General features: G+C 54.0%; 14 protein-coding genes and 1 tRNA gene. 2 read left to right on the top strand and 13 right to left on the bottom strand.

Features of this window, described 5'->3' with window-relative positions; all coding sequences use genetic code 11:
- Nucleotides 1–69 precede the first annotated feature (69 nt).
- Nucleotides 70–1,428 carry an MGH1-like glycoside hydrolase domain-containing protein gene (locus INF32_RS03760; RefSeq protein ID WP_226387071.1) on the top strand — a complete coding sequence of 453 codons (1,359 nt, stop codon included), beginning with the start codon at nucleotides 70–72 and terminating at the stop codon, nucleotides 1,426–1,428.
- Between the two features lie 4 nt (nucleotides 1,429–1,432).
- On the opposite strand, the gene INF32_RS03755 is transcribed toward INF32_RS03760, so the two are convergent.
- A complete protein-coding gene (locus tag INF32_RS03755) occupies nucleotides 1,433–3,328 on the bottom strand; it encodes an AMP-dependent synthetase/ligase (protein WP_226387070.1) in 1,896 nt (631 codons plus the stop codon).
- 123 nt (nucleotides 3,329–3,451) lie between these two features.
- On the opposite strand from INF32_RS03755, the gene INF32_RS03750 reads away from it, so the two are divergent.
- Nucleotides 3,452–4,171 (top strand): TonB-dependent receptor plug domain-containing protein, encoded by a 720-nt coding sequence (locus INF32_RS03750; RefSeq protein ID WP_226387069.1) that lies wholly within the window; start codon nucleotides 3,452–3,454, stop codon nucleotides 4,169–4,171.
- Nucleotides 4,172–4,231: 60 nt separating this feature from the next.
- Here the strand turns inward: INF32_RS03750 and INF32_RS03745 are convergent, their stop codons facing one another.
- The 12 genes from INF32_RS03745 to INF32_RS03690 form a co-directional block, all read right to left on the bottom strand.
- Nucleotides 4,232–5,413, bottom strand: coding sequence for a hypothetical protein (locus INF32_RS03745; RefSeq protein ID WP_226387068.1), 1,182 nt, complete (start codon nucleotides 5,411–5,413; stop codon nucleotides 4,232–4,234).
- A 69-nt stretch (nucleotides 5,414–5,482) separates the two neighbouring features.
- Nucleotides 5,483–7,804, bottom strand: coding sequence for a TonB-dependent receptor (locus INF32_RS03740; protein ID WP_226388097.1), 2,322 nt, complete (start codon nucleotides 7,802–7,804; stop codon nucleotides 5,483–5,485).
- A 261-nt stretch (nucleotides 7,805–8,065) separates the two neighbouring features.
- A tRNA-Leu gene (locus tag INF32_RS03735) sits at nucleotides 8,066–8,151 on the bottom strand.
- 81 nt (nucleotides 8,152–8,232) lie between these two features.
- On the bottom strand, nucleotides 8,233–9,006 hold the full coding sequence (trpA, locus tag INF32_RS03730) for a tryptophan synthase subunit alpha (protein ID WP_226387067.1): 774 nt from the start codon (nucleotides 9,004–9,006) through the stop codon (nucleotides 8,233–8,235).
- Between the two features lie 31 nt (nucleotides 9,007–9,037).
- On the bottom strand, nucleotides 9,038–9,664 hold the full coding sequence (locus INF32_RS03725; RefSeq protein ID WP_226387066.1) for a phosphoribosylanthranilate isomerase: 627 nt from the start codon (nucleotides 9,662–9,664) through the stop codon (nucleotides 9,038–9,040).
- A complete protein-coding gene (gene trpC / locus INF32_RS03720) occupies nucleotides 9,661–10,452 on the bottom strand; it encodes an indole-3-glycerol phosphate synthase TrpC (protein WP_226388096.1) in 792 nt (263 codons plus the stop codon). The genes INF32_RS03725 and trpC overlap by 4 nt, the downstream gene beginning before the upstream one ends.
- A 3-nt stretch (nucleotides 10,453–10,455) precedes the next feature.
- Nucleotides 10,456–11,451, bottom strand: coding sequence for an anthranilate phosphoribosyltransferase (gene trpD, locus INF32_RS03715; protein ID WP_226387065.1), 996 nt, complete (start codon nucleotides 11,449–11,451; stop codon nucleotides 10,456–10,458).
- Between the two features lie 12 nt (nucleotides 11,452–11,463).
- Nucleotides 11,464–12,033 carry an anthranilate synthase component II gene (locus tag INF32_RS03710; protein ID WP_226387064.1) on the bottom strand — a complete coding sequence of 190 codons (570 nt, stop codon included), beginning with the start codon at nucleotides 12,031–12,033 and terminating at the stop codon, nucleotides 11,464–11,466.
- Between the two features lie 5 nt (nucleotides 12,034–12,038).
- Nucleotides 12,039–13,442: an anthranilate synthase component I family protein gene (locus INF32_RS03705; protein ID WP_226387063.1), complete on the bottom strand. Its 1,404-nt coding sequence runs from the start codon at nucleotides 13,440–13,442 to the stop codon at nucleotides 12,039–12,041.
- Complete coding sequence (gene trpB / locus INF32_RS03700) at nucleotides 13,439–14,644, bottom strand: tryptophan synthase subunit beta (protein ID WP_226387062.1); 1,206 nt, start codon at nucleotides 14,642–14,644, stop codon at nucleotides 13,439–13,441. Before trpB ends, INF32_RS03705 begins: the two co-directional genes overlap by 4 nt.
- Nucleotides 14,645–14,910: 266 nt before the next feature.
- On the bottom strand, nucleotides 14,911–15,828 hold the full coding sequence (miaA, locus tag INF32_RS03695; protein ID WP_226387061.1) for a tRNA (adenosine(37)-N6)-dimethylallyltransferase MiaA: 918 nt from the start codon (nucleotides 15,826–15,828) through the stop codon (nucleotides 14,911–14,913).
- Nucleotides 15,812–16,330 (bottom strand): hypothetical protein, encoded by a 519-nt coding sequence (locus INF32_RS03690; RefSeq protein WP_317172666.1) that lies wholly within the window; start codon nucleotides 16,328–16,330, stop codon nucleotides 15,812–15,814. Before INF32_RS03690 ends, miaA begins: the two co-directional genes overlap by 17 nt.
- Nucleotides 16,331–16,409: the final 79 nt, after the last annotated feature.

Raw genomic sequence — 16,409 nt, 5'->3', positions numbered from 1 at the left:
CCAATATATGAAAACGCCTTGCGTTTTCCCATCCGTTTGCTATCTTTGTCACAACCCAAAACTAACACTATGAAAAAACTCCTGTTACTGACCGCCGTTTCGGCATTTCTGTACAGCGGGCTCTCCGCTGCGAACAATCTTCCGGCCCGTACACCAGCCAATGTAAAAAAGTACATCAAAATCTGTCGGGAATCCATACATCGCGACATGACGGGCATGTTCCGCGAAGCGGGCGACAACCTACCGTACCCGTTCATGGCTCCCGGCAGCCAACAGTACAAGGATGCCTTATGGGACTGGGATTCCTGGATGAGCAATATCGTCGTACGCCAGATTCTGCTGGAAAAAGGATCGGAACAGGAGAGTAAGGATGCGATCAAATACGAACAGGGCTGTATCCTCAATTTCCTGAGTTTCGGCAGTCAGGACGGCTGGCTTCCCATCTCCATCTACAAGGGACGCCCCGTCGTGAAACCGAAAGACCCCACGACAACCAACATGCACAAGCCCTGCCTGGCCCAGCATGCCGCTTTCATCGTGAAAAACACGGACGGCGATGTGGAATGGCTCCGGGACAAGTTTTACCACATGCAGACTTTTGTCAACAGTTACTGGAATTTTCACCGGAACCGCGAGGCAAACCTTTATTTCTGGCAGTCGGACAACAGCATCGGTGTCGATAACGATCCCTCGACCTTCTACCGCCCCAAGCGCAGTTCGGGTTCGATCCTGCTCAATACGTTCATGTACAAGGAGCTGCTGGCCATGACCTATCTGGCTGAACAGCTGAATTTAGGCGAAATCGCCGACATCTACCGGCAGCGGGCCGAAGAGTTGAAAAATTCGATCCAGAAATATTGTTGGGACGAGTGGACCGGATTTTTTTACAGTGTGGACTTCAATCTGCTGCCGCCCGATCGCGGTGCCGAAGGAATCAGCTCTCACCGGGGCGGACCACGCACGTATCCCTGTCTGATTCAGCGGTTCGGCGTGTGGTCGGGATTCCTCCCCATGTGGGCGGGCATCGCCACCAAAGAACAAGCGGAACGCATGGTGAACGAACACTTTAAAAATGAAAAGACCTTCAACTCCCCCGCGGGTATCCGTTCGCTCTCGAAACTCGAACAGATGTACAATCCGATGGCTTCGGGCAATCCCTCGTCGTGGCTGGGCCCGATCTGGCTCAACGTACAGTATTTCGTATGGCGGGGACTGGTCAATTACGGCTATACGGAAGAGGCGCGCGAACTGGCTGAGAAGGCGATTATTCTGTGCGGATGGGATTTCGAACGATTCGGAGCCCTGCACGAGTATTACCTTCCCAGTAACGGGGAACCCGTTCTGAACAAAGGTTTCCAGAATTGGAATTTTCTCGTGCTCAACATGGCCGCATGGCTGGAAGGCAAGCCCTACGTCGTCGACTTCTAACCATTCAATCTAAAAATACGGAAAGGTTACGCCGATTGAAGACATCTTTTCCTTCTGGAGTATAAAGATGTTCGATTCGATCGGCGTAACGTTTTTCCACCCTCCCGCGAATCACCTTCATCGTGCTGTTAACCAACCCGTTCTGCTCCGTAAAAGGTTCGTCGAGCACGGCGAAGGCCGCCGGCAGCCATCGTTCAGGGAATTGCCCCGCATAGATACCCCCCGCCTTGTATGCCGCCAATTCGTCCCGCAGGATTCCGACGGCACGCCGGGCAGCCTCTTCGGCCGATAGTTCCTGTGGAATGCGGCGGCGCAGGGCCTCCCGATTGGGAACAAGGAGTGCCACGGTATAGGGATTCTGGTTGTTATGCAACATGATCTGCTCGATGTAGGGCGACTGTCCGCTCATCGCCTCTTCCATTCCCTCCGGGCTGTATTTTTCCCCGTCGCCTGCAATCAACAGGCTTTTGAAACGACCCAGCACGTACAGGAATCCATCTTCGGACATATATCCCATATCGCCCGTATAGAGCCAGCCGTCTTTCACCGTTTCGGCCGTCGCTTCCGGGTTTTTCCAGTATCCGGCCATGACGTTCTCTCCGCGTACGACGATCTCACCTTTGACACCCGCCGGCAGATCTTTTCCGTTTTCGTCCGTAATCCGGATATCGAGCGGTTGGACGAGCGTTCCTGAAGAACCGAACTTATGTTTGGCGGGAGCGTTCGTCGAAATGATCGGCGTGGCTTCCGAAAGACCGTACCCCTGGTACATCGGAATTCCGATCGCATAGAAAAACCGTTGCATGTCCGTATCCAGCAGGGCCCCGCCGCCGATGATGAATTGCAGCTGGCCACCGAACGCCTCCCGCACTTTCCGGAACAGCATGCGGTCGAACAACGCGACGGCCGGACGAAGCATGGCAACCGCTCCCGTTCCCCGGGAGTATCCGTCCTTATTATACAGGTATGACGTACGCAACGCTATCTCGAACAATCGCTGGGTCAATTTTCCCTTGGTCCGGACCGACGTTTCGATGCCTTTCCGGAAATTCCGGGCCAATGCCGGAACCGAAAGCAGAAAATGAGGTTTCACTTCCCGGATGTTCTGCGGGATGTTTTTCAGGGTCTCCATCGGTGTACGGCCCACCTGTACGGTAGCTACCGAGGCCCCGCAGGCGATCATGATATAAAATCCCACCACATGGGCGAAACAGTGGTCCAAAGGAAGAATGATCAACGTGCGGAACCAGGACGGGATCGAGATGCGGGTAAGCGCCTGTTCCACATTGGCGGTATAGTTGCGATGCGTCAGTACGACGCCTTTCGGATCGGATGTGGTCCCCGAAGTATAGGTAATCGTCGCATAATCGTCATTTCCGATCGCTTTCCCGATTGCCAGAAAACTTTCCCGGTTCTTTTCCAGATACCTCTTCCCGGCCGCCGTCAGGTCGGACAACAGCATCTCGCCTTCCTGCAAGCCTTCCTGTGAATCGAATACGAACACCTGCCGGAGCAACGGCAAACGGCTGCGGATAGCCCGGATTTTCGGCAACTGGACGGCCGAAACGAATACGGCCGAGACCTCCGCATGGGTTAACCGGAAAAGCAGATCGTTGCTTTCCTCCAGTTTGACCGAGAGCGGAACGCTGATCGCTCCGGCATAGAGCAGGGCCAGTTCGGACAATATCCAGTCGTTGCGGCCTTCGGAAAGAATCGACACTTTCTCCCGTGGCCGAATACCCGAAGCGACCAGTCCCGCTCCCAGATTATAAACCACACCGCGGGCTTCACCGTAGGTCATGGGCAGGAACGTATCGCTCTCTTTCTTCTCCAGCAAAAATGTATTGGCAGCGTATTGCCTTACGGATTGTTCGAACAGGTCAATCAGGGTCTTTTTCATACAAACGGTTTCCTGTAACGGCGCAAAAATATCAAAATATCCGAAAAACAGGAAAAAAGCCCTTTCAGTTATTTCCGTTTTATTCCGGGATTCCGTACATTTAAGGACAAACTTTCGAACGCCATGAAAAAGACCGCGTTTCTCCCATTACTCTGCTTGGCCGCTTCCGCGGTTTGCGCTTCCGTTCCCGAGCCGACCGCCGATTCCCTGCGTACGCTCACGATCTCCGTAGTAAACAAGCGGGGCAAAACAGTAAAGAATACGGCCGCTTTCGGACTGCTGACCAGCGATTCGACCCGCCGAATGTTTCCGTTGCACGGCAGAACGGAACTGAAATGTACCGGTACTGACACGCTTTACCTGGTCTGCTCCGGTCTGTTCGGAGCCCTTCCGCTGGAGGGATTGGATTCGGCCCGTATCGTTCTCTCCGGCAAACAGCTTCGCGCAGGTTCGACCAAAGGCCGTACGATCAATATCGGCTATGAACAAATTCCGGAATACCTGAACGTTCTCCCCGCCAACCGGCTCGATCCGGACCAAGACCTTTCAGTCTCCGGATATACCGATTTGGCATCGTATCTCAAAGGCAGAATCGCCGGCGTGGACGTAGTGGGGGAGGACGGCAATTACGAAATCCGAATCCGCGGCACCAATTCATTCATGCTCAGCACGGGAGCCCTCATCGTGGTTGACGGTCAGGTTTTCGACGATTTCGATACGGTCAACCGGCTGGTCAACATTTCAGACATACGGACGGTCGAAGTCCTCAAAGACGGGGCCATCTACGGATCGCGGGGAGCCAACGGGGTCGTCATCATCACGACCAAAAGCAGTCGCCCGTAGGATAAACAAGGAACCGGGAACGGATATCCGTTCCCGGTTCCTTCATTCGGTGAAGAAGCCTCAATCAAACACCTGAAGATTCATCACGGTTCCCTGGATATTGAGTACGGGCGATGTACTGCATGCACCGCTTTCCCGGTCGTATGAGAACAGGCCGACACCGTTGGCATCCGTGGTCAGGCCAAAAAGTATCCGGTTTCCGAGATGATTGATCGCACAACTGTAAGCGTTCGTACGGGGAAGACCGAGCACTTTCGCCGTCCGGTCATAGATATTCCCCTTGAATGAATAATTGGTTTTGTCGTTCACGAAATCGGGAGTCGTGGCGAATGCGGGACAATACCCGAAGAAATAGACCTCGCCGTTACCGAAATAGTGATAGGTCATCACATATTGCAATTTTCCGCCCTCCACACCTTCGAACGTGGCGGCCGAAAGGTCGAAACAATAATCCTCGTCGAAATCCGTCTTTCCGTTTTTGATGCGGAGCAGACCGCTGTGATGCGCGGGATCGAAACCGTACGAGCCCCAGCATGGGACATAGAGGTCGTTGTTCTCGTCGAGGAACATGCCTCCCACGCCGATAGCAGTAGCCGAAGTCAGGCGCTCGTCGGAAATCATTTTGATGGGTTCATCCGTACTCTCGTCAATCAGCAACACATAAGCTCCCTTCACGCCGGTAGGCATCTGCACGAACTGTCCGAGACCCACATAAAGGATTCCGTCACGCAGGAACATGCCGATGGGATTGGACGTATTGGCCCCGGAAGCCACCCACCGGGGGTCCGAAATGTCTATCTCTCCGGTTTTCTGCATGGTCGAAGGATTGAATATCACTATTTTATTGGAAACCATTGCCGTCGCATAGGCTTTGGTTTCACTCACCACCAAGGCATGCGCCGCACCGTATCCCACGTTATCCACCGTCAGCGATCCGGCTTCGGAGAGAGAACCGTCTTCGTTGCGCACGAACTTCCGGATATCCGCCCCGGAGGCTCCCTCTACGACGAATATCCAATCCTTGTATTTGACCAGATGGTTAGAGCTCTTGATTTCATATCCGTTGCGGAACGACGCCGTACCTACCGAAAGGTCCTGAATGGGAATGACATACCCGTTGTTTGCCGTGGGAGCCATATCGATCGCCGCCACCATCCGGGCCTTTCCGCTCCCCGTTTCGCCGCCTTCGTCATCCTTGTCGCAGGAGACGAACACACTGCCTGCAACCAGGCAGGCTGCCATAAGTAGAAAATTTCTGTTCATCGAATTGTTTTTAATGATATGAATTGTTGATCGTAAATCCGTTTCGCATTACCAGTCCAGCGTGGTGAACCGTATTTTGGCAGAAACGGTCCGGCCGGCCAGAGGATAATTAAAGTTCGTCATCTCCGCCGTATTGAAAAGGTTATGACACTCCACACCCAAAATGATTTTCCGGTTCAATATACCGTATTCGAACCCGACCGTATGGATACAGGAGGAGGGAATCTTATAGTCCTGATGCCGGCTCAGTTCGTAACCGTAGTAATACCTGTCGGTATAACCGCCTTCATAATAGATCCGGGTGTATTGCCCCCTGCCTCCGAACAGATTGTCTTTACGATAGTCTGCCATCCAGTTGAAAAACAGGATCGGAATATGCGGTAACTGCATTTTATAGGTCTGGCTCGGCGTGTCGGTGCCGAACACATACCGGGAGTGGTCGAGCGACTTCTGCCACGTACCGTTCAGCGAAACGAACCAATGGCGGTCGATGTCCCATTTCACCTCAGCATCGACTCCGTACAGCAGAGCCCGTCCCAGATTCTGATATTTATAAAAATTGAACTGGGCGATCGTGTACATCATGTTCCTGACCATCGTCACATAGGCGTTGGTCTCGAACTGAAGCCTGGATTCCCCGCTGTAAAAACGGTCGTATATGGCACCTATATTATAGTTGTCGGCCACTTCCGGTTCGAGCAGCGGATTGGTCATCGTGGTCATACGGTCGCCCAGCACCTCATCATAACGGGGAAGACGGTAATTGTGTTCGAGGGCGGCCTTGAGAAACCAATGGTGGGTAAGGTCGTATTTGAACGCCAGACTGTATCCGAAATGACTGCCTGAGCGGTTCGTTTCGACCGGCGTATCTCCCGATCCCGGATAGGTCAGATCGACCGTCTGTCCGTTCACACTGTAATAATAATGTCGGCCTGTCAGCACGGAGGTCAGTCTGTTTTTCAACCATCTGTTCTGAAATGAGAGCGAGGAGATCAGGCCAGTCACGTTTGCCCTCAGTCCGCTCACATCCTTATTCAAAAAGGCCCCGGCTTCCCGATCATTGGCCTCCTGGCTCACGAAGCGAAAATCGTTGTTGAAATTGACCGACATCTTTCCCGGCAGGAGCCGATACTTCAGATTCAGATTGTAACGGACATCGTGCGTATAATCGTCCGAAAGGTTCGGTATAGTACCCATTTCGCCCTTGGCGCTGTTGGCATAGCGATTCCCATAAAAATCATACAGATATGAAGATGTATCGGCCAGACAGGAGTTGATGTGCAGATAGGCCGCATTGAGTTTCATGTCGAGACGGTCGGTCAGGAAACTTCTCTTTTCCAGATGGGTGTTCCCGCCGAAAGTCTTGCCGTGAGTGACCGCATGCCGGATATTGGTTTCAATTCCCTGCATCTGCTTGTCGTTCAGATAACCAAGCAGTTCGATTTCCGCTTCGTCGAAATATCCGTTCAGGAAATCGAATCCGACGGCAAAATCGAACATTTTCAACCGGTCGTGATCGCGCGTGATTTCCAACCCTTCGACAAAAGGCGACTCTATCGTATAATTGTTCTTGGCGTAGGCTCCACCGGCATACAGCGTTACGGCCGTATTGATCTTGTCGAAAAAATGGCGGACCGTCGCCGAGCCCTCATGAACGCCATAACTCTGTATCTTATACGACGCATCGTAAAAATCCTTGCCGGCATCTATCGTCACCACGTTGATGGCGCTGCCCAGACCGTCGCCACCGAATTCCGGAGGGACGATCCCTTTATATATCTCGATCCGGTCGATGAATTGCAACGGAATGTCGTTGATGGAAAAATTTCCGTCGGGCGTATTCAGCGCATATCCGTCCATGTAGATCTGTACCCGGTTACCTTCCAGTCCCCGGACATTGACCTTCGTCTGGCTGCCGACACCTCCCGTCTGACGCAACTTCACACCTGTCTGATGGTTCAGAACTTCGCTGATGGTCGTACCCCGCCCGGCCAGCATTTTCCCGTCGATGACGGTAACGGGTACCCCCTGACGCTTGACATCCCTGATTTCCTTTCGCTCTCCGACTCCGACGACTTCCACCCCTTCCATCCGGAAATCATCCTCTTCCATAAAAATATCCAGTATCCGGACCTCTTTTCCCCCGATAACGACCTGACGGGTCACTGTTTTCAATCCGATACAGGAAAACACGATTTCGATTTTTCCGGCAGGAACCTCTCCGAATTCATATTTTCCCTCCTTGCCCGTAGAGACACCGGCAGGTGTGTTTTTGATCGTCACATTGACACCCGGCAGAGGCCTCCTGTCCGTCCGGTTCCTAACGGTCCCCCGTATCACGGACTGCGCGACAAGAGATGAAACACACATTAACAATCCCGACAATAAAACGGCAAACACTTTCATCATTCGATCATTTCGTCCATTTTTCAGATGGATGCAAAATTACGGGAAACGGAGAGCCGGGACAATCATCATTATTTTGTATTATTATGAAGATAAATAATCGGTTATAGGTATTTCTTTTTAAGCGACCGCTCTATGTATCCCCGGAACAGAAAATGAACGGACGAAGATTCCCCGGAATGAAAATTGCCAAACTGCGACAAGCAATTTGGCAATCCGACAGAGTACCCGGAGCGGGAATCGAACCCGCACGGACCTTGCGGTCCACAGGATTTTAAGTCCGGCGTGTCTACCTATTCCACCATCCGGGCCCTGCATGAAACACAACGCGGCATTTCACCGCGCCAAAAGTAGTATAAATTTCGCAATTATCAAACCCTTCGCCTTCGCGGTCACTTCCCGAGCCGGGACATCAGACTATCTACGGCGGCAGGTACGGATGACTCGCTGCCCAGCAGACGGACGAACGCACTGCCTACGATCGCCCCGGCGGCATAGGTCCGGGCATCTTCCAGCGTTGCCCTGTTCGAAATGCCGAACCCGATCAGACGGGGGTTCTTCAATCCCATAGCGTCGATCCGGCTGAAATAATCCCTGGTCTTTTTGTCGAAACTTTCCCGGGTTCCGGTCGTCGACGCCGTGGAGACCATATAGATGAAACCGTCCGTATGCGCATCGATCAGCCGGATTCGCTCTTCGGAAGTCTCCGGTGTGATGAGCATGATAAACTTGAGGCCGTACCGGTCGCCGACAGGCTTGTAATCTTCCAGATAGTCCCGGAAAGGCAGATCGGGAACGATCACTCCATCCATACCGACCTCCCGGCAACTCCGGCAGAAATTCTCCACACCATACTGCATGATCGGATTCAGATATCCCATCAGAATCAACGGAATATCCGTTTCTTGCCGGATGTTCTCCAACTGGCCGAAAAGCCGGGTAAGCGTCATTCCGTTACGCAGCGCTACCGTGCTGCTATCCTGAATCACAGGTCCGTCCGCCATCGGATCGGAAAAGGGAATACCGACTTCGATCATATCGACTCCCCGGGCAGCCAACTCCCGGACCACGGTCACCGTATCGTCCCGATGCGGGTAGCCCGCCGTGAAATAGACGGAAAGAATATTCCGTCCCTTTTCATTGAAAAGTTTCTCTATTCGATTCATAATATCCTGTAAATTACAATCATTCCACACATTATTTCGAGTTCATCTTTCGAATGAATTCCGCCAGCAGCGCAACGTCCTTCACCCCGGGCGCCGTCTCGAACCGGCTGTTCACATCTACGGCCGCCAGAGCCGGATGACCGAACAGTCCGATCCGGTCCGCATCGCCGGGCCCGATCCCGCCGCTGAGGAAAAACGGAAGGGGACTTTCGAAATCGGAAAGCACCGACCAGTCGAACTGTCTGCCGGAACCGCCGAACCCATCGGCAGGCGTATCAAACAAAAAGAAATCGCATACTCCGGCATATTTCACCACGGAGCGTAGATCGGCCGGCTGCCGGACACGAAAGGCTTTGATAACCGGACACATTTTTCGAATCTCCCGGCATAACCGGAGCGATTCGCCGCCGTGCAGCTGAACCATGTCCAATCCGTAACGGTCAACAGTTTCCCGAATGTACTCAGGAGCGGAATCGACGAAAACCCCGACCTTACATATCGAAGAGGGAACCTTCCGAAGCGTTTCGGAAGGCATTTCCCCGACATAACGGGGAGAGCGCCCGTAAAAGATAAAACCCAGATAGTCCGGGGCGAGGGCTGCCACCGATGCGATATTGTCTGCGTCCCTCATGCCGCATACTTTCAAGGCCGGTCTCATAAGACTTCGATGAAATTTTTCAATGCGGCCGCCGGATCGGGCTCTTTCATGAAATTTTCCCCCATCAGAAACCCCCGGAAACCGGCCTTGCGCAGCTCCTTCACGGTTTCCGGTACGGAAATGCCGCTTTCCGATATTTTCACGAACCGTGCAGGAATCCGTTCCGCCAATTGCAACGAACGGGCCGTATCGGTGACAAACGTGGCCAGATCGCGGTTATTGATACCCACCACATCCGCCTCTTCGCACAGATGATCCAGTTCCTCTTCCCGATGAATCTCCAGCAGCACCTCCAGCCCCAACTCCCGGGCCGTTCGTGCCAGCCCCTGCACCTCTCCGGGAGAGAGAGCTGCGGCGATCAGCAATATCGCATCGGCACCGGCCGCTTTCGCTTCGAAAACCTGGTATTCGTCTACGATGAAATCTTTCCTGAGCAGAGGCAGGTCTACGGTCCGGCGAGCCATACGCAAATCTTCGAGCGTCCCGCCGAAAAAGGGACCATCGGTCAGTACCGACATGGCGGAAGCGCCGGAACGGGCATATCCCTCAGCAATTACCGAGACCTCTGCATCCCGTTTGATGAATCCCCTGGAAGGCGATTTACGCTTGAACTCGGCAATAATCCCGGAATCTGAATGCAACAGTGCGCTCCGGAACGAGCGGCCCGACATTACAGACCCACATAGAGACTCCACCCTTTTCGACAACACCCCGAAGGGGCATTCCGCTTTTCGGAGAGCCACTTCCCGCCGTTTGGAAGCAATGATCGTATCGAGAATATTCATGATTCGTCAGGAGTTGATTTCAATGAATTTTTTCAGGGCTCGTTCCGCTTTCCCTCCGACGATCGACTCACGGGCGGCAGCGATACAATCGGAGAGAGGAAGCGTACGGTCGATCGTATGAATCGCAAAAGCAGCATTGGCGATCACGGCATCGGTCTGCGCCCGTGTGGCCGTACCGGCCAGCACCCGGTCGAAAATAGCCGCAGCCTCCGCCACTGTGGCACCACCGAAAAGGTCACATTCCCCGGCACGGACAAATCCGAGGTCTTCCGGAGAGAAGACGCCCTCGCCGCAGTTGTCAAAATATTTGAACTCGGAAGTGAGCGAAATTTCGTCGTATCCGTCGAGTGAGTTGACGATCGTGAAGTCAATACCGCTCTGCTGATACAGATAATCGTAAAGACGTCCCAGTTTCAAATTGTATACCCCCAGCAACTGGCGGCGGGGCAGGGTGGGGTTAACCAGCGGTCCCAGCATATTGAAAAACGTTCTGACCCCAAGTGCCTTTCTGACCGGAGCCACCGCCTTGAGGGCCGGATTGAAAAACTGGGCATGGAGGTAGGCCATGTGGCAGGCATCCAGAGAACGACGCATCACATCCGCATCACGGGTGAACTTCACTCCGTGAGCTTCGATCACATTCGAGGCACCGCTCACGGAGGTCGAGCCGTAATTACCGTGTTTCACTACGTTGTATCCGGCTCCGGCTACAACGAAGCAGGCCGCCGTCGAGATATTGAACGTATTCTTGTTATCCCCGCCCGTACCTACGATGTCGATGGCGTCGTATTCCGCCAGATCGACCGGGACCCTCATTTCAAGCAGGGCGTCACGGAATCCGGCCAATTCGTCGATCGTGATGCTGCGCATCAGAAACACCGTGATAAAGGCGGCGATCTGACTTTCATTGTACTCGCCCCGGGCCATGCGCAACAGCACGTTGCACGCCTCCTGACGGTCGAGACAGTTATGTTCGAAAAGTCTGTACAACAACTGTTTCATCATTCTTCGGATTTACATGTCCACCCAATTAGCAATCATCGCGGCCCCCTGCGGCGTCAGAACCGATTCGGGATGAAACTGTACGCCCCGCACGTCATAGACCCGGTGAGCCAACGCCATGATCCGGCCCTGCTCGTCTTCGGCCGTGACACGAAGCGTATCGGCAGGAAAACCCTCACGGGACACGACCCAGGAGTGATAGCGGCCGGCTTCGAAAACGGATTCCAGGCCGGAGAAAAGAGAATCGTCCGCCACAACTTTAACGGAAGTGGCCACCCCGTGATACACTTCCGACAGATTCTCCAGTCGGGCGCCGAATGCTTCACCGATCGCCTGTTCGCCGAGGCAGACACCGAGAATGCTTTTCGACGCGGCATATTCCCGGATCAGAGGAAGCAACATCCCGCTTTCGGTCGGCACACCCGGCCCGGGCGAAAGAACGATCTTGTCATAACGGGCGACCTCTTCCAAAGCGATCCGGTCATTACGCGCCACGGTTATGTCATCACAACCGGCTTCCCGGATCAACTGCACCAAATTATAGGTAAAGGAGTCGTAATTATCGAAAACCAACAGTTTCATCTTTTTCAATTTTTAAGTTCCGCAGCTATTTCGATCGCCCGGCGCAAGGCCCCGAGTTTATTGTTCACCTCCTGCAATTCGTTTTCCGGGGAGGATTTGGCCACGATACCCGCTCCGGCCTGGAAATACAAAGTGTTGTTCTTGCTGAGGAACGTGCGGATCGTGATCGCCTGATTCAGATTGCCGTCGAATCCGATATGTCCGATACAACCGCCGTAAACGCCCCGGCTGTGCGGCTCCAACTCTTCGATCAACTGCATGGCCCGCACCTTCGGCGCTCCGGAAAGCGTGCCGGCCGGAAACGTATCGGCGAAAAGCCTGACAGGATTCGTTCCCTCGGGCACACGGCCGCTCACCCGTGACACCATGTGAATCACGTGCGAGTAGTACTGGATCTCCTTATAGGCAGTCACTTCCACCTCGCGGGCATTGCGGCTCAGATCATTGCGGGCCAGATCGACCAGCATCACGTGCTCGGCATTCTCTTTCGGATCGGACAGCAGACGGTGTGCCAGTTCCATATCTTTCCGGTCGTCGCCGCTGCGGCAGATGGTTCCGGCAATCGGGTCGATCGTGGCCTTTCCGTTTTCGATCTTCACGTGCGTCTCGGGCGATGAACCGAAAATACGATAGGAACCGAAATCGAAATAGAAGAGATAGGGTGACGGATTGATCGAGCGCAATGCCCGGTAAACCTTGAAATCGTCGCCCCGGTAATGCTGGCGGAAACTCCGTGAAAGGACGATTTGGAAGACATCTCCCCGCAGACAGCGGGCGATACCCTGTCGCACCATCTCCTCGTATTCCTCGTCTCCGACAGGAGACGAAACCTCTCCGGCCGGATGAAAATCGTAGGAGGGGAAATTCCGGCTGCCCAATACCGACAACAACTCTTCCACGCCGCTTCTCCAGCCCTCGCACAGGTTTTCGGTCACGGTCATTTCATTGCGAAGATGATTGACCGCTATGACATAACGATAGAGAATGTAGGTCATCTCGGGCACACCCTCCGCCTGGCCGTCCTTTTTCCCGACCGGTATGTCCTCGAAATAGCGCACCGCATCGTAAGCCGTGTATCCGAAAAACCCATTCGCAGGTCCGCCGTCACCCTGCACGTCGAACTCCCGGATAAAATCATGGAGTGCACCGGCCACAGTCCGTTCCGGCGAGACGTCATACTGACGGATCGTGCCGTCGGGCAGTTGTTCCGTAATTTTCCCTTCCCGAACGCCGAAACGGGCGATCGGTTCGACCCCGATGAAGGAAAAACTGTTTTCGCTGGAGTGATAATCCGAACTCTCCAACAGGGCCGACTCAGGATACAAATCGCGTACCTTGAGATAGATTCCCACCGGGGTTTGCAAATCGGCCAGCAAAGTCCGGCCGGTCGTGTTGATCCGTGTTTTCATCGTTTATCCGTTTTTCTCGTTTGGAACAGTTGAATATAGGTCTCCATATCCTTGTCGCCGCGGCCGGAGACGGTAATCACCACCACCTCGTCGGGGCGGAATTTTTTCAGTCCGAGTACGGCCAGCGCATGGGCGGATTCGAGGGCGGGAATGATCCCTTCCAACGAAGTGAGTTCGAATGCGGCATCCACAGCCTGCGTATCGGTTACGGCGAAGACCTCGGCGCGTCCTCGGGCCGCCAGGTTCGCATGGACGGGGCCGATACCGGGATAGTCCAGTCCGGCCGAAATGGAGTAGGGCTCCGTGATCTGACCGTCCGGTGTCTGCATTACCAATGTACGGGCTCCGTGAATGATCCCTTTCCTGCCCAGATGGATCGTGGCAGCCGACCGGTCGGTGTCGATTCCCAATCCGGCGGCTTCGGCCTCGACCAGCTTCACCCGCTCGTCGTTCAAGTAATGGTAGAACGTACCGGCAGCATTGCTTCCCCCGCCCACGCAGGCGATCAGATAGTCCGGGTAACTGCGTCCCTCCTTCTCCTGCAACTGGCGTCCGATCTCCTCGCTGATGACCGACTGGAAGCGGGCCACCATGTCAGGATAGGGGTGTGGCCCCACAGTCGACCCGATAATATAGTGGGTATCTTCCGGATGACAGCACCAGTCGCGGATCGCTTCGTTGGTGGCATCCTTGAGCGTCTTGTTGCCGCTGGTCACGGAACGTACCTCGGCTCCGAGCATTTCCATCTTCTGCACGTTGAGCCGCTGGCGACGGATGTCCGTTTCCCCCATGTAAACCACGCAGGGCATATTCATCAGGGCACATACCGTCGCCGAAGCCACGCCGTGCTGACCGGCCCCTGTTTCGGCGATGATGCGGGTCTTCCCCATACGACGCGCAAGCAGAATCTGACCGATCGTATTGTTGATCTTATGTGCCCCGGTATGGTTCAGGTCCTCCCGTTTGAGATAGACTTTCGCGCCGTATTTTTCGGAGAGACGCCGAGCATAGTAGAGCGGTGAGGGACGTCCTACATAATCGCGTAGCAAACCGTAAAACTCTTTCTTGAACGCCTCGTCGTCCAGATAGGTCCGGCAGGCTGCCTTCAGTTTTTCCACATTGGCATGGAGAATCTCGGGAATATAGGCGCCGCCGAACTCTCCGTAATAACCGTCTTCGCTTACGTTGTAATCCATTTTCATCCGTTTCTATTTTGTTTTCGATCTGACAGGGGTAAAAAGAGAAGGGCTGTCGTGAGATCGACAGCCCTTCTTTATGCTCTATGCTAATTTGGTTATTCTGAACAGACAGATACAAGTTCGGCTTCTCACGACTTGATAAGTTGTAAGCGCCACCACCAGTTATTCTGTCCGTAGAAAATCATCTTTTTTCGTTTCGATGGAGCAAATATATGAAAAAAATCATTCCTTAGATAATTTTTCCTGTATTTTTTGACAAAAATTAAGAATCAGCGGTTTCCCCAAACCCCTTCTATCCGAGAGATAACCACCTCCGTATCAGACGGATCGACCCACAGGATCGACCCGTCGCGCCGAAACCAGGTAAGCTGTCGTTTGGCATAACGGCGGGTATTGCGTTTGATCAGTTCCACAGCCTCCTCCAACGTGCCTTTCCCGTCAAAATAGTCGAATAGCTCCCGGTAACCTACTGTCCGGAGAGCGTTCAACTCCTTGTGCGGATAGAGATTCCGGGCCTCCCGTTCCAATCCGGCCGCCATCATGGCATCCACCCTGCGATTGATCCTTCCGTAAAGCACCTCCCGCGGCAGGGCGGTTCCGATCTTTATCGTCCGGAAATCGCGTCGCGCACACGCTCTCCTGCGAAACGAAGAATAGGGTCTTCCGCTCTGCAGGCAAACTTCCACCGCCCGCACGACCCGCTGGGGATTGTTCCGGTCAACCGAGACATAATAGTCCGGATCGAGACGCTCCAACTCCCGGAGCAGGGGAGCGAGTCCCTCCCGGCCGACCTGTTCGACAAGCCGGTTCCGCAAAGCCGTATCGACCGGAGGCAAATCGTCCATACCGTCGCACAATGCGTCTATATAGAGGCCCGATCCCCCGACGGCCACCACGACATCGTGCGTCCCGAACAATTTCCGCAACAAGGTCAGCGCCTCCTGTTCGAAATCGCCGCAGGAAAAAGAGGAAGTCACCTCCCGGTCGGCGATGAAATAGTGGGGTACGGCTGCCAGTTGTTCCGTATCGGGCTGCGCCGTGCCGACAGCCATCCCTCGATAGACCTGCCGGGAATCGACGGAGAGAATCGGAGCGCCGAAATGCCGGGCCACACGGATGCTCAGATCGGTCTTACCCGAACCGGTAGGCCCGAGAATTACGACGAGCGTCTTAATATTCGTCGTCATACGAGTCGTCGCCCTCGAAATCGCTGAACTCGCCCATTGCATCGTCGAAAATGGAACTCTCTCCTCCGCCCGCTCCCGGCTCGAACTGATCGGGAGCTTCGTATTCGGAGAGCACGACGGCCGGAGTGAAAGGCTGCGTGTCGCTCTTTTTCGCCTCGACCAGTTCCAGATAGAGGGAACGGTCGTTCAGCATATCGAACAGGTAGATCAACCGGTCCCTGTTCTTATGAATGATCTGTCCCACGTACACCTCTTCCATCGGCACGGGCATTCCCTCGTCCGGATTCCCGGCTCCGTCTCCCAGATCGAACAGCGTGAACTCCCTCAATTTGTTCCACTGGGCGTCGGAGGTGAAAAAAGAGGCCATGTTATCCGGATCGTACCGCAGATCGTGACAGATGAAACGGTGAAAATCCAACAGGGTCATATCGTACGGGATTTCATATTCGCGGATGAAACCGTCGTTTTCGTCGCTCAGCATTCTGAACCGAAAAGTCATCATAACAGTTGCGTTTTTTTATAATTCCGGTCCCGGAGAGACCGATCACAGAACAAAGATAATCTTTTCCCCGGTTTTCCAA

Origin of the sequence: Gallalistipes aquisgranensis, from assembly GCF_014982715.1 — a bacterium.
GTDB lineage: Bacteria > Bacteroidota > Bacteroidia > Bacteroidales > Rikenellaceae > Gallalistipes > Gallalistipes aquisgranensis.
The sequence above is the reverse complement of the archived record's forward strand: the minus strand, read 5'-3'. Positions and strand labels throughout refer to the sequence as shown.